Origin of the sequence: Bradyrhizobium sp. SZCCHNGR1005, assembly GCF_032489995.1 — a bacterium.
Lineage (GTDB): Bacteria > Pseudomonadota > Alphaproteobacteria > Rhizobiales > Xanthobacteraceae > Bradyrhizobium.
Genome location: NZ_JAUEZC010000005.1, coordinates 46,381 through 59,828 on the forward strand (window position 1 = coordinate 46,381; position 13,448 = coordinate 59,828).

Sequence of the window (13,448 nt, forward strand, 5' to 3'; positions counted from 1 at the left end):
CTGGTCGGGACAACTGCGGCTGGATCAATAGTTCTGAAGACGTGCTGAACTCAGTCGCTCCATTGAGGAGATCGGATCTCCGATCCTCTACTCGTGTGGCACGTCGCCGACGCCCGGCGGCGCATCTCTGCCGAAGCGATCGTCGATGTAGCGCCTGAGCGCGGCGGCCGCATTCAACATGTGCGCACGCATTCTGCGCGATGCGGTCTCACCATCGCCCTCCGCGATCGCTTGCATGATGGCATCATGCTCGTCACGGGACTTTCGAATGCGATCACCCTGGCGCAATTGCGTACGACGGAAGGCGCTGAGCCGCGCGCGCACGTCTTGTGCCTGTTCCGCCATGAACGCGTTGTGCGTCGCGCTGTAGATGCATTCGTGGAACTGGCGGTTGAACGCGTCATAGGCATCGACGTCGCTCGCCTCGACCATCGCCCGCGAGTTTTCGTGCAACTCGATCAATTGGCTTCGCTCGAGCGGCGTCATGCGATAGGTGGCGAGCCTGACGCACATCGCCTCCACCTCGGCGCTGGTCTCGAACATGTCCATGATGCGCTCGGGGGTCAGGCGAGCAACCACGACTCCGCGGCGGCCGCGGACCTCGACGAGCCCGCTGATGACGAGTTGCCGAAGAGCTTCCCGCACCGGCGTGCGGGAAGCCCCGAAGCGATCGGCAAGCTGTTGCTCCTCCAGGGCCGAGCCGGCGACGAGCGCACCTGACGCAATCTCGTCGGTGAGCGCATTTCGGATGCGATCGGAGAGCAGCCCTCCATCGTCTTCCGCATCGGTTGCGACCTTGAGCAAACCTGCCATTCACGCTCCTATGATCGCGCGCACCGCGAAATAAAGGATCGACGGCGCGACCAGACATCCCAATCCGGTATGAAACGTCGCGGTCAATGCACCGTAAGGCACCAGACGCCGATCGGTTGCCGCAAGGCCTCCGGACACGCCGCTGACCGTCCCCATCAAGCCGCCGAACACCATCGCACTGCGCGGATTGTTGAGGCCGATCATCTTCGCGACAAACGGCGTGCCGATCATCACGATGACCGCCTTGAATACACCGGTCGCGATCGAAAGCGCAATAACCGGGGAGGACGCCCCGATCGCCGCTCCCGTCACCGGACCGACGATGTAGGTGACCGCGCCGGCGCCGATCGTCGTCAGCGAGATGGCATCGGTGTAGCCGAAGGCCGCGGCGACGAACACGCCGAGAATGAAGGGAACGACCGTGCCCAGCCCGAGCGCGATTGCACCGATTGCGCCGGCCTTCCGCGCGTGGACGACATCGACCTCGAAGGCGGTGGCGACGATGGCGAAATCCCGCAGCATCGCGCCGCCCATCAAAGCAATTCCGGTCAGCGCCGGCAGGTCGGCCACGCCCTTTTCGCCCCCGGTCGCAAGCCCACCGAAGAAGGCCAGCAGAAGGCCCAGCATGATTGCGATCGCCGAGCCGTGAACGCGCCCGAAGGTGAGGTATTTCGAGATCACCCCGGAGATCCACATCAGAATCCCGACGGCGGCAAAGGCGGTGAGCAGCGCATTGGCGACCAGCACGTGAGAGATCATGGTCATGCGATCCTCCCGGACTTAAAGTGAGGCGCGGCGAGATCCGCTGCCTCTCGCGCCTCGATCTCGTCCATTGTCTCGACACGACCGCTCAGCCGGCCGATCAGGGCGACCATCGCGAAGCACACCACGACCGCGCCGACCCCCGCGATGATGACGATCGGACCGCCTTTTGCCGCAGCTACCACGTTCTGCTGCGCGGCCATGGCGACCACGATCGGGATGTAGAAGCTGCCCCAGAACTCGACGCCGGTCTTGAGGCCGTGGCTGAGCAGCTTGTGCCGCACCAGCCAGAGCCGGGCCGCGATCAGGAACATCATGGCAATGCCGACGCCGCCGACATTGGCCTTCACGCCGAGTGCGACGCCGAGCAGATCTCCAAGGAAGCCCCCAACAGCGTGCAGATCGCGAGCAGCGCTACGCCGGAAATGGTCACGGGCGCCTCCCTTCTGCGGGCGGAGTAGCGGTCGCAGGACTTGGACACCTTGTATGCATTCGCATCGTATACTTCCTCCTGTGTATGCGAACACTTCTCGTTTATAGCTTTTCGTATACTTCAATTGACGATTTAAGGAAATACGCATACATTGAAGTACATCACACCCACTCCGGCATGCCAGGGAGTCGAAATGAGCGATTGGGGTATGCAAAGGACCGCCCTCGGACTGCGCCTGGCGGCTGGCCGCCAGCACGCCAAGGGAAAGGTCGTCCCGGTCCCCGGCCTTCCCGCGTTTCTGAAGGCGGTGATCCGGTCAGGGGACCGGGTGTGCCTTGAGGGCGACAACCAGAAGCAGGCCGACATCCTCGCTGCGGCGCTCGCGAGCCTCGACCCCGCGGACATCAATGACCTTCACATGGTGCAATCGGGCGTGGTGCTGCCTGCGCATCTCGACATCTTCGAGAAGGGCATCGCTCGGCGGCTCGACTTCTCCTATTCGGGCCCGCAATCGGCGCGGATCGCGCGCATGCTGTTCGGCCGCAAGATCGAGCTCGGCGCCGTTCATACCTATCTCGAGCTGTTCGCCCGCTACTTCATCGATCTCACGCCGAACGTGGCACTGATCGCGGCGGTGAGCGCCGACAAGGACGGCAATCTCTACACGGGGCCGAACACCGAAGACACGCCGACGGTGGTCGAGGCGACCAGCTATAAGAACGGCCTCGTCGTGGCGCAGGTCACCGAGATCGTCGACAAGGTGCCGCGGGTCGACATTCCCGGCGATCTCGTGCATTTCGTGGTCGAGGCCGGTCGCCCCTTCTATGTCGAGCCGCTCTTCACCCGCGATCCGGCCGCCATCACCGAGACCCAGATCCTGACAGCGATGCTCGCCATCAAGGGCATCTACGCGCCCTACGGCGTGCGCCGGCTCAACCATGGTATCGGCTTCAATACCGCCGCAATCGAGCTGCTGCTGCCGACCTATGGCGAGAAGCTCGGCCTGAAGGGCAAGGTCTGCACCCATTTCGCGCTCAATCCGCATCCGACGCTGATTCCGGCGATCGAATCCGGCTGGGTCGACCAGATCCATTGCTTCGGATCGGAAGTCGGCATGGAGGACTACGTCGCGGCGCGCTCCGATATCTTCTTCACCGGGCCCGACGGGTCGCTGCGCTCCAATCGCGCCTTCTGCCAGACCGCGGGCCTCTATGCCTGCGACATGTTCATCGGATCGACACTCCAGATCGACCTCGAAGGCCACAGCTCGACCGTGACGACCAGCCGCATCGCCGGTTTCGGCGGCGCGCCGAACATGGGCTCCGATCCGCGCGGCCGCCGCCACCCGAGCGAGCCCTGGCTCAAGGCCGGCGCCGAGGCGGCGCCCGAGGACAACGCCGCACTACGCCGCGGCCGCAAGCTGGTGGTGCAGATCGGCGAGACGTTCGGTGAGCGCAATGCACCGCTGTTCGTCGAGAGGCTCGATGCGCTCGACCTGGCGCGCGAGCTCAAGCTCGATCTCGCGCCGGTGATGGTCTACTCGGACGACGTGACACACATCGTCACCGAGGAAGGCATCGCCAACCTCCTGATGTGCCGGACCAAGGACGAGCGCGAGCAGGCGATCCGCGGCGTCGCCGGATACACCGACATCGGCCGGGCTCGCGATGCGAAGATGGTCGAGACGTTGCGTGCACGTGGCGCGATCCGCCGGCCCGAGGATCTCGGCATCGATCCGCTCGATGCCGATCGTCGCCTGCTGGCGGCACGCTCGATCAAGGATCTCATGCTGGCCTCCGGCGGCTTGTACCGTCCGCCCAGCCGCTTCCGCAACTGGTGAGGAGTTTCGCATGGAAAAGCTCAGCTTCAGGCTGACCGCAGCAAGATCCGCCGGCGGCACCCGTACCCAGGCGATCGTCGGCGTCGTCGCTTCCGGCAATCTCGAAGTGCTGCTCGAACGGAGCGCGCCGGCCGACGTCTGCACCATCGACATTGCCACAGCCGCCCATGGCTTCGGCATGGTCTGGGACGCCGTGGTTCGGGACTTCGTTGCTCGCCGCTCAGCTGGAGGCTTGCGCATCTCCATCAATGACGGCGGCGCCCGGCCGGACACGGTCGCGCTGCGCCTTGCACAAGGCATCCGCAAGATCGAGGAGCCGGAACGATGAGAGCGGCCGCAACCAACATGGAACCGCTCAGCTGGTATGAGGCAAGCGCCCGGCAGCGAATCGATGCGCTGATCGACACCGGCAGCTTCTCTGAATTCATCGGACCGGAGCTGCGCGAGGTGAGCCCGCATCTGGCCATCTTCGATCTGCCGGAACAGTTCGATGACGGCATCGTCATCGGCCGCGGGCGCCTCGAGGGCGCGCCGGTGCTCGTTGCCGCGCAGGAAGGTCGCTTCATGGGTGGCGCTTTCGGTGAAATTCACGGCGCGAAGTTGACCGGTCTGTTGGGCGCGGCCTGCGCACTGCATCAGGACGTGCTGATCCTGTTCGACACGGGCGGCGTGCGCCTTCAGGAGGCCAATGCCGGCGAGCTCGCGATCGCAGAAATCATGCGCGCGGTCGTGGAAGCGCGGCGCGCGGGCGTCAACGTCATCGGGCTGATCGGCGGTCGCGCAGGATGCTATGGCGGCGGCAGCCTGATTGCGGGCACCTGCTCGCGCCTGATCGTTTCCGAGCAGGGGCGGATCAGCGTCAGTGGCCCCGAAGTGATCGAGACCAACAAGGGCATCGAAGAATTCGACTCGCGCGACCGCGCGCTGGTCTGGCGCACGATGGGTGGGAAGCACCGCTACCTCATCGGCGGGGCCGACGTATTCGTGGACGATGACGCTCGCGCGTTTCGCGAAGCCGCGATCGACGTACTTCGTATCAAACGCGCTTGCAGCGTCGCATATCTGGAAGCCGAACAAACGCGCCTGGAGCGGCGGCTGCAGCGCTTCGGCGAGGCCAAGGATGCCGTCGAGATCTGGCAGGGACTCGGCATCGACGAGCCGTCCGAAATCCCCGCCCTGCCGACCGATCGGTTTCTTCGCGCGGCCCAGGTCAGGGAGAACGCCGATGACGCTCGATGAGATTGTGGGCGCTCTGTTCCCGAACGACAGCGGGATCGACCTCACGGGCACGATGATCGCCGGGACGGCAACCCTGCCCGGTGGGGAACCGATCCACGTGCTCGGGATCACCCAAGGCCAGCCGCTCGGCGTCGACGAGGCCATCGAGCTTGCAGGGCGCGTGATCGAGATCATCAAATCAGGCGATCGTGCGCCAATCCTGGTCCTGGTGGATTCTGCCAGCCAGCGCATGAGCAAGCGTGACGAGCTGCTTGGCCTCAGCGAATACCTCGCCCATCTCGCCAAGACCCTGCTGCTCGCGGAAGCGCAAGGACATCGCACGGTCGGCCTGCTCTACGGCGGCAGCGCAGCTGGCGCATTCATCGCCACGGCGCTCGCGACCGGCACGCTGGCGGCGCTGCCCGGCGCGCATCCCGCCGTGATGGATCTGCCGTCGATGGCGCGGGTGACGAAGCTGCCGATCGACGTGCTGAAAGCCAAGGCCGAAGCGACGCCTGTGTTCGCGCCCGGGCTCGACAACATGGTGCAGACCGGCGGCGTTCACGTCGTCTGGGACGAACACGCACCTCTGGCGCAGCAGCTTGCGGCAGCGCTGGCACGGCCGACAGGAGAGGATGATCGCGCCCGACTCGGCTTGGAGCGTGGCGGACGGCGCAAGGCCTCCGAGATCGCTGAGCGGGTCGCGGCAATCGCGGCGAGCACAGATCCCGAGCAGCAGCATGTGTGAACCTCTGAGCCGGCATACGATGGTGACACCCTCCGCGGCAGCCTGGGCCGCGCTCATGGCACGTCATCCCGAACTCGCCGAGCACGCGATCGTTGAGGGCTGGGTGCGCGATGGTCGCCCTCTGGTCGTGCGACGGCAAAGTTGCAGCGATTCGGCCGGAGCCATCCCGCTCGGCTTGCCGCTTCCGCCCTCTCACGGCAAGCGACGCATCGCGGTCACGCTCGAAGCCCGCGAGATAATCGAACGCGAGCCGCCTCCGCTCCTCGCTGATGCCGCAGCCACAGCACCACCCGCATGGCGGGAGACGATCGATCGACTTCTCCGGCTCTGCCCGCAGACCCGGACCTTCGGCAGCCTGGCCTGGCAGCATCTCACGGGCCTGCGCTATCTGACGGCGTCCTCGGACCTCGACCTGATTTGGCCGCTGTATTCGGCCCAGCAAGCAAGCACCCTGCCCGCCGACATCGCCAACATCGCACGAAACGCTCCAATTCGGCTGGATGGAGAGATCACCTGCCCTGTCGGCGACGTGCAATGGCGCGAACTGATGTGTGAGGACACGGACGAAGTTCTCGTCAAGCGGCTCAATGGCGTCCACGGCATGACGAAGGCTGCATTTCTCTCCGGTGCCGTGTCATGAATCTAGCGCTGAATTGGCAAGCGCTGCCGGAGCACCCGCTCCATGCGGAGCAAGTTGGCCAGTTGGCATCGATGTGCCTGAGGCTCGAAGTCGAGACCTACCCGAAGCCGGGTCTCGTCAGCCATGTCGACAATGGTGCCCACCACGACATGCACGCTGAGCTGCTGCGCCGAAGTGCCAATACCTTGCGGCCATTCTTCCGCAATCTGGCAGCTGCAGGCGCTGAAGGCGCCGGCATGAGCCGCTTGCGCGCGATCGGCGTTGCCGCGGAGCGCGCCATGCTCGACGTGACTTCGGGCGTGAACACGCATCGCGGCGCGATCTTCGGTTTGGGTCTGCTCTGTGCCGCGGCCGGATATCGCGGCGCGCTCGGAATCAGAAAACCGCTCGGCGAACTGGTGTCGCAGCGTTGGGGCGAGGACATCCTCGCCGGCCCCGTATCCTTGCGCAGCCATGGCGCTGTGGCCTCCCGTCGCTATGGTGCCGGCGGTGCCAGGGCGGAAGCGGCACACGGCTTCCCATCGGTCTATGACGTCGCCCTCCCCGCGCTTCGTGCTGCGCGCGCGCGCACACCTCACGATGAAGAGGCGGTCCGCATTCAGACGTGTATGGCGCTTATCGCCGATGTCAACGATACCAACCTCCTGCACAGAGGCGGTCCGACGGGATTGCACTTCGCGCAAGCCAGCGCATCCGCGTTCCTGGCCGCGGGAGGCATCGAATCTCCAGGATGGCGCGAGCGCGCCACCGGCATTCATCGCGCGTTCGTCGAGCGCAACCTGAGCCCCGGCGGCTCCGCGGACCTGCTCGCCATGGCACTGTTCGTCGATCGGCTGGACTGCTGATGCTCGCACTGCTCTGCGGTGGACAAGGCACTCTTTCAGGCAAGATCTTCGATCTGGTCGCCGACCAGCCTGCGGCGCAGCCGGTCTTCACCGCTGCAAGCCTCTATCTCGGGCAAGATCCGCGCATGCTGGTCCGCGAGCGGAGCGCTGACGAATTGTCCGCCAACCATGTCAGTCAGATTCTGACGGTCACATCAGCCCTCGCAATCCACGCCTGCGTTGCCGACCTGCTGGACGAGCAGACCGCCGTCACGGGCTACAGCGTCGGCGAGATGGCGGCCTGGAGCATTGCGGGAGTATGGACAGCGAACGAAGCCTTGCGGCTGACGGACGTTCGCGCGCGGCTGATGGAAGAGGCGGCTGGGGCCGATGGGCGCCTTGGCTACGTCCGCGGGCTGGATCGGGCCACGCTCGAACGCCAGGTCAAGCAACATCGCTGCGAGATCGCGATCGAGAATCCCAGCCTTCTCTTTGTAGTCGGCGGCGCGGAGCGGGACGTGATCGCAGTCTGCCGGGAGGCCGCCGAACTCGGCGCCGCGCGCACTGGCCTTCTCGCCGTGAAGATCGCCTCGCACACGTCACGGCTCAAGCTCGCCTGCGAGCCGCTGGAGAGAGCGCTCGATGCCAGCAAGCGTTCTCCTATCGCAGACCAGCGCATCCTGCTCTCCGGTAGCGAGGGCGAGCGCATCTTCAATGCAGGGCATGCGACAGCGAAGCTCGCGGGCCAGATCGCGCAACCCATCGACTGGTCGGCGACGCTGGAGGCCCTCTCCGAGCTTGGGGTCGACCGTGCGCTGGATCTAGGTCCAGGGCATGCGCTCGCCGAGATGATGCAGGACTTTGTTCCGTCCATCCGCTGCTACGCCGCCGACGGCTTTCACTCGGTGGAAGGTTTGCGCAATTGGATCGCTTCCAATTAGGCGCAACAGCCGTCGTCACGTGGCTCACCCGGCCCCGCTCAGTTCATCGACCGCCCACAGGCATATCAACGCGCAAAAAAGAAAGGTGGGGGATCCGTTGGTAGCGGGGGAACGCGACCGCCTTTACCCATATCAACCGAAGCTGCGATATCTCATCCAATCCCTCGCGCCCTACGGCTCCTTCACAGCCGAGATGCGCGCCTTCAGCGCCGCAGCGCCGACCGCACCGGGAATGACGCTATCGCCGATCACATAACCGGGCGTGCCGTTGATGCCGAGCGCGGAGGCTAGGCGCATGTTCTGCTGCAAGGCCTCGTTCACCTCGGCGCTCGCCGCCTCCTTTTCGATCTCGCCGGCATTGAAGCCGAGGTCAGCTGCAACCGCGAGCGCCGCTGCGCGATCGACCCGTCCCTGCTTCGTCAACAGGCGGCGATGAAATTCAAGCGATTCCGCCGCGCTTGGATGATGCATCTGCAGCGCGATCGCGACCTTCGCGGCCTCGACGGAGTCAGGGCCTAGGATCGGGAGTTCCTTGAGCACGATGCGCACATTCGGCGCGTCGGCGATCAGCGCAAGCGTATCGCCGACGGCCTTGCGGCAATAGCCGCAGTTGAAGTCGTAGAACTCGACCACCGTGCGCGCGCCATCAGCGGCGCCGAGCGTCGTCTGCAGCGGCGCCATGTACAGCGCCTTGGCATTGTCGCCGATCACCTGCTTGGCGTTGTTCGCCGCAAGCGTCGGTGCGGTCTGCGCGGTAGCGTTGCGCTTGGCAATCAGCGCCATCAGCGCAGTGCGGACCGCCTCCGGGTGATCGGCCAGGTATTTCTCGATCGCCGGCCCCAGAGCTTCCGGATGCGCGGCGAGATATTGCTGGATCGCCTCGTCGACGTCCGCGCGCCGCATTTGAGCGTGCGATGTCCCGGGCACGGCGATCGTCGCGGCGACGAGCGCCACCGCGGCGACTGCGCGTATCCGGACCAAGGCGCGCTTTGGCATATCAGCCAGTCCAATCATCGCTCAGTTCCTCCACTCATGTCTTGTCGCCATCGAACGGCAGCCGCAATCACCGGCCCCCCGACAGTCCTCCTAACGGTCGCCTCTCAAGCAGCGGCGGCGCAAGCCGTCGCGGGGCGAGCGGCGCAATACGACCACGCGCGATCGGCCAGCAGCGCTTCCCAAGCGGCCCGGGAACCATTCCGGGAGGACACGTGATCGGGCCAGTGATGGATGGCGCACGTCTTTCCGGCGCGCGCTTTTCCGGCACCTTCGGTGTTGAGGGCTGCCGCCGCACCGGCCCGGGCACAATCGGCACAGCCGCCGGCTTGCGCGCCACGCAGGCGCCCTTATCGTCGCGAACCTCGCCCACGCGACAGGGCTCTTGCGGAACGAACTTCTTCTGGGCGGGCGCAATGCACTGCGAGCGGTCCTTCGGATTGACGGGAGCCGGACAGCACTCGCCGCTCGTCGTCAAGTTCGCAGTCGCACAGCACTTGCCCGCCGCGGTCGGAACGTAGCCGGCGACACAGCAAAGCGAGATCTTCGGAATCTTGAACGTCGGCTGGCACTGCGTCCCGTCGGCGCTCGGCGACTGTCCGGCCGGACAGCAAACCCCTTTCGAGGTCGCCTGGCTCTTCAGGCAGCACTTGCCCGCGATCTTCACATAACCCGGAGAACAGCAATCGGTGCATGTTCCGTTCGGGATTTTCGGGATCGACGGCTCGCAAACCCCGTTCACCAGCGCACTCAGGCAGCAGAGCTGGCCCCCGCCCGGACCGGAATAGATGTGATCATTGTTGCAGCACTCCTGGTTGGGGCCGATCGCCGTCTGGGTCGTGCCACACATCGGCTTGGCGATGTCGGTCGACGGAATCGAGGAGCCTCCGCTCGAGCAGGCACCGCCTGGCTGGAGGTCGGCAGACGAGCAGCACTTGCCGCCAATGAGGATTTCGGACTGCGCGCAACCCGGCGCGCAGGCGCCCTTGCTCCAGACCTGGTTGACGGGACAGACCGGCCAACCCGGCGGACCGCACACATGGGTCTGACAGGCACGGAAGCTCGGCGGCGGCAGCGGCACGCCGAACGGGAGTATGCCCGGCTGGAGTTGCGCCGGCTGGTCAGCGCAGGTGCGGAGGATGGCGATGTCTCCCAGATGTCCCCGCGCCGACAGATCGGGCGGCGCATCGGCGTAGTCTATGAAATAGCTGAGCCGCGGCGGCTCGTGGTCGCGGCGGATACGCCAGGCCGGATTGCCCTGCAGTCCATCGATGGCGAGCATGTCGGGCTGGCCAAGCTGTGCGGCGGCTTTCGGATCCGTGGCGTGGCGCAACTGCTCTCCGGTCGTCCAGACAAAACCGCCGCAGGAGCGCGGATTGATGTTGCCGCGATCATCATAGCTGTAACCGATGGCAACGCCGCCATTGTCGTTGCGGAAGGTCTCGGGGAAACCCACCGCGTATTCATCCGGCACAGCCTGCCAGATCGGCTGCTTTGCCTCGGTCACGCCGATCACCGTGTAGCGCAGCACGCGGCCGATCGACGGCACCGACAGCGCTTCGAAATCCTGCGCGCCGGTCGGCGCCGGCCGCTCGGCGAGATACATCCGCCCCGCATCGTCGAACGTGATGCGCGAGATTTCAGTGGGGCCGGCCGCTGGCGGCGCGGCCACCTCGATCCTGATGTCCGAGCCGAACGAGCCGTCCGCGTCGAGTCCGACCGACCAGACCCGCAGTCCGTCGGCAACAGCGTAGTAGAGACGGTGATCGCGGATCGCGAGGCCGAACACGCGCCGTTCCGGCGCGGTGTACTCCCAGGTCTCGGGCCCTGCGCTGTCGAATTGCGGGCTCGCGAGATCAATGCCGGGCCCGGCAGCTGCGGGGACCGGAGCAAGACCGATGGCGGCGGTGCCGGAAACACCGTGGTCATAGGCGCCGAGATCGGTGCCGTTCATGCCGAAGCGATGAATGAGGCCGGTCTCGCGATCGGCGACGAACAACGATTTCGTGGCAGGATCGTAGGCCAATCCGCCGAGCGCTGCGCCCGAATTCGTCCGCCCGCCAGTGACGACATTGGCGAACAGCTTCACCTCGCCGGTAAGGCCGTCGATCTTCCAGATCGACCCAGGCCCGCCTCCGGGTCCCCACTGCGCCGGCATGAAGGCCGCATTGTTCGTCCCATACCTGATGTGCTGCGGCTTGCCATCGGCTCCGGGTGCGACGATCGACAGCCCATAGGCCGACGTCGCCGCGACGTAGATGTTGGCGGGCGATTGGTCATCGAGCGCGACACCGAACACTTGCCCAATCCACTTCGCGCTCACCGTAAAGGGTTTTGGCGCGCCGACGAGCTGCGCCTCCGGCGGAGCGCCCATGCGACTGAGATCGACGACGCGCAGCGACGACCCGTCGGGATTGAGGAAGGAGTGCGCATCGGCGTCCTGGCCGGGCTCGATCTCGAACGGCCGGAGACCGCCGGAGAAGCCGGTGACCACGGCCTGGCCCGGCGCGTAGATGCCGCGGGGCGCCTGAGCCGAGGCCGTGTTGCCGTGCGCGAGAGCCACGCTTGCTGCGACGGCGATACAGCGTATCGCATGGGCTGCGATGACAAACGACCGATGTCGACGAGGTTCCATGACGCTCTGTCTCCTCATTTCGGAGGCTGAGGTCGGGGGACGCAGGTGCCGCTCTTCGGGTCAGGCACGGTGCTCGGCGGACAGCATTGCCCACAGGAAGACATCTGGGTGGGATTGCAGCAGCTCCCATCGAACGCCATGCCCTGGCTTGGATCGGCGCACGGTGTTACGCAGGCGCCGACCCCGCCGATGCGGACCTGTCCGGTGGGACATGCCGGCGGCGGACACATGCCGAATGGTGCGAAGCCCAGGTTCGCTGGCTGGCCCGTGTTGTCGCAGAGGCACTGCGATAGGCCGCTTGGTAGGATCGGGCCCGGATGTGTTTGATGATCCGGATTATCGGCCTCATACGGACAATCGCAGGCGAACAGCCAGCGATGCACGTCGGTGCCTGGATTGGCGACCTCATGCCAGGCGGGCACCATCGGCTTGGGACAGAAGCAGGATTGGACGGGGTCACAGCCCGTGTTCTCCTGCGTCGGCGGCAGTTGAATGGCCAGCGTTCCCTCTGGCGACTCGATCCTCTCCACCGTTGGGATGTTGTCGCCGTAGCCGCACTTCTGCCATTTGTCGTTACAGTTCGCGATCGAGCTGTAGGGGATGCAGGCGGGGTCCTTCATCTGATCGTAGTGGCCCTGCGGTTGGCAATGCTTGACGTCGACCGATCCGCAAAAGGCCATCTGAGGCGGCGGCCGCTTACAGTTGCAGCCGATTCCCAGCCCGCCGCACAGCGCGTCTTCAATGCATTCGCCGATATCGCCACCGATCGAGTTTGTGCTCTGCTCCGTCTCGCAGGCGCACTGCACAACCTTGGCAGCCGAGCCGACCGCCGCAAGCTGCGCGGATAGATCGCCGAGCACCTCCTTTGCGATGGCGTTGCCGAATATCGTGTTCAACGCACCGACGATATCTTTGCCTTTCACCTGCGCTTCCGCACAGAATTGATCGACCAGCTTTTGTCCTTTTCCGGTGTCCGATCCTTGGAGGGCTACTCCCCCAAGCGCGATGTCCAAGGCGACCGCCGCAGCGCAGGATGCCTCATCCTCGCAGACCGACTTGCAATCCAATGTTGCCTTCAGCGTGCCGTAGAAGGCGTTGCCGATGTCCTCGAAGCTGCACCCGGCGCGCGCGGGAGAGGCAAGCAGCGTCACCGCTGCCATGATGGCTATACCTTGGGCCCGCCAACCTGCTGGAACTCTCATGGTCATTGCCCCAGTCCGGGTACTTCAAGTCTAGGCAGACTCCCATCTGTTGACATTGAGATGCGTCAATCGACACGCGCCCCGTCGGGCACATACAGGTGGCACCTCTGAAGCCTTCCGCGTCCCTGCCCGACTCGGTCCCTTGGGAACACCGACGAAGATCGGCGCCACCGCAGCTCCGGTCTCTGCCGCTGTTCGTGGTCTTGCGCGAGGGCATCGCTCGATGCTGCGATGAAGCGGAAGATCAACATGGCACGAGAGAGCGATGAGCGGTTCGACGATACCCGGCGACAGCGAAATGATGCCGTACATCGTAAGTCCGAGCGTCACCGAATGCGTGGGCGAACCGTGGCCGGACTTTCGGGAGTGTTCTTGTGAAGAGCGAAGAGTCTCGCTCAA

At 65.1% G+C, this 13,448-nt stretch carries 12 protein-coding genes and 1 pseudogene; 7 read left to right on the forward strand and 6 right to left on the reverse strand.

All coding sequences use genetic code 11. From position 1 onward, the window contains the following. Nucleotides 1-87: 87 nt before the first annotated feature. The 3 genes and pseudogenes from QXZ85_RS21855 to madL form a co-directional block, all read right to left on the reverse strand. On the reverse strand, nucleotides 88-813 hold the full coding sequence (locus tag QXZ85_RS21855; protein ID WP_315705869.1) for a GntR family transcriptional regulator: 726 nt from the start codon (nucleotides 811-813) through the stop codon (nucleotides 88-90). Beyond that, entirely contained in the window at nucleotides 814-1,578 is a 765-nt protein-coding gene (gene madM / locus QXZ85_RS21860; protein ID WP_315705868.1) for a malonate transporter subunit MadM, read from the reverse strand. It lies immediately after the preceding gene. After that, nucleotides 1,575-2,008: pseudogene (gene madL / locus QXZ85_RS21865) on the reverse strand (malonate transporter subunit MadL). The gene madM and the pseudogene madL overlap by 4 nt, the downstream one beginning before the upstream one ends. A 193-nt stretch (nucleotides 2,009-2,201) precedes the next feature. Here madL and mdcA point away from each other — a divergent pair. From mdcA to QXZ85_RS21900, 7 genes are read left to right on the forward strand one after another with little or no spacing between them, the layout of a single operon-like run. Further along, complete coding sequence (gene mdcA, locus QXZ85_RS21870) at nucleotides 2,202-3,848, forward strand: malonate decarboxylase subunit alpha (protein ID WP_316174937.1); 1,647 nt, start codon at nucleotides 2,202-2,204, stop codon at nucleotides 3,846-3,848. A 10-nt stretch (nucleotides 3,849-3,858) separates the two neighbouring features. Beyond that, the gene (gene mdcC, locus QXZ85_RS21875) at nucleotides 3,859-4,176 is read left to right on the forward strand and encodes a malonate decarboxylase acyl carrier protein (protein WP_315705866.1); all 318 of its coding nucleotides are present in this window, start codon (nucleotides 3,859-3,861) and stop codon (nucleotides 4,174-4,176) included. Beyond that, complete coding sequence (locus tag QXZ85_RS21880) at nucleotides 4,173-5,087, forward strand: biotin-independent malonate decarboxylase subunit beta (protein WP_315767938.1); 915 nt, start codon at nucleotides 4,173-4,175, stop codon at nucleotides 5,085-5,087. Before mdcC ends, QXZ85_RS21880 begins: the two co-directional genes overlap by 4 nt. Next, nucleotides 5,074-5,814: a biotin-independent malonate decarboxylase subunit gamma gene (gene mdcE / locus QXZ85_RS21885; protein ID WP_315745105.1), complete on the forward strand. Its 741-nt coding sequence runs from the start codon at nucleotides 5,074-5,076 to the stop codon at nucleotides 5,812-5,814. Before QXZ85_RS21880 ends, mdcE begins: the two co-directional genes overlap by 14 nt. Before the next feature lie 19 nt (nucleotides 5,815-5,833). Beyond that, a complete protein-coding gene (mdcG, locus tag QXZ85_RS21890) occupies nucleotides 5,834-6,454 on the forward strand; it encodes a malonate decarboxylase holo-[acyl-carrier-protein] synthase (protein WP_315729494.1) in 621 nt (206 codons plus the stop codon). Beyond that, entirely contained in the window at nucleotides 6,451-7,299 is an 849-nt protein-coding gene (gene mdcB / locus QXZ85_RS21895; RefSeq protein ID WP_315705862.1) for a triphosphoribosyl-dephospho-CoA synthase MdcB, read from the forward strand. The genes mdcG and mdcB overlap by 4 nt, the downstream gene beginning before the upstream one ends. Next, nucleotides 7,299-8,219: an ACP S-malonyltransferase gene (locus QXZ85_RS21900; RefSeq protein WP_315705861.1), complete on the forward strand. Its 921-nt coding sequence runs from the start codon at nucleotides 7,299-7,301 to the stop codon at nucleotides 8,217-8,219. Before mdcB ends, QXZ85_RS21900 begins: the two co-directional genes overlap by 1 nt. A gap of 171 nt (nucleotides 8,220-8,390) precedes the next feature. Here the strand turns inward: QXZ85_RS21900 and QXZ85_RS21905 are convergent, their stop codons facing one another. Genes QXZ85_RS21905 through QXZ85_RS21915 form a run of 3 tightly spaced genes read right to left on the reverse strand, consistent with a single transcriptional unit; the run spans nucleotide 8,391 to nucleotide 12,860 of the window. Next, nucleotides 8,391-9,233 carry a DsbA family protein gene (locus QXZ85_RS21905; protein ID WP_315767939.1) on the reverse strand — a complete coding sequence of 281 codons (843 nt, stop codon included), beginning with the start codon at nucleotides 9,231-9,233 and terminating at the stop codon, nucleotides 8,391-8,393. Between the two features lie 49 nt (nucleotides 9,234-9,282). Continuing rightward, complete coding sequence (locus QXZ85_RS21910; protein WP_316174934.1) at nucleotides 9,283-11,847, reverse strand: hypothetical protein; 2,565 nt, start codon at nucleotides 11,845-11,847, stop codon at nucleotides 9,283-9,285. A gap of 14 nt (nucleotides 11,848-11,861) precedes the next feature. Next, on the reverse strand, nucleotides 11,862-12,860 hold the full coding sequence (locus QXZ85_RS21915; RefSeq protein WP_315705858.1) for a hypothetical protein: 999 nt from the start codon (nucleotides 12,858-12,860) through the stop codon (nucleotides 11,862-11,864). Nucleotides 12,861-13,448 lie beyond the last annotated feature (588 nt).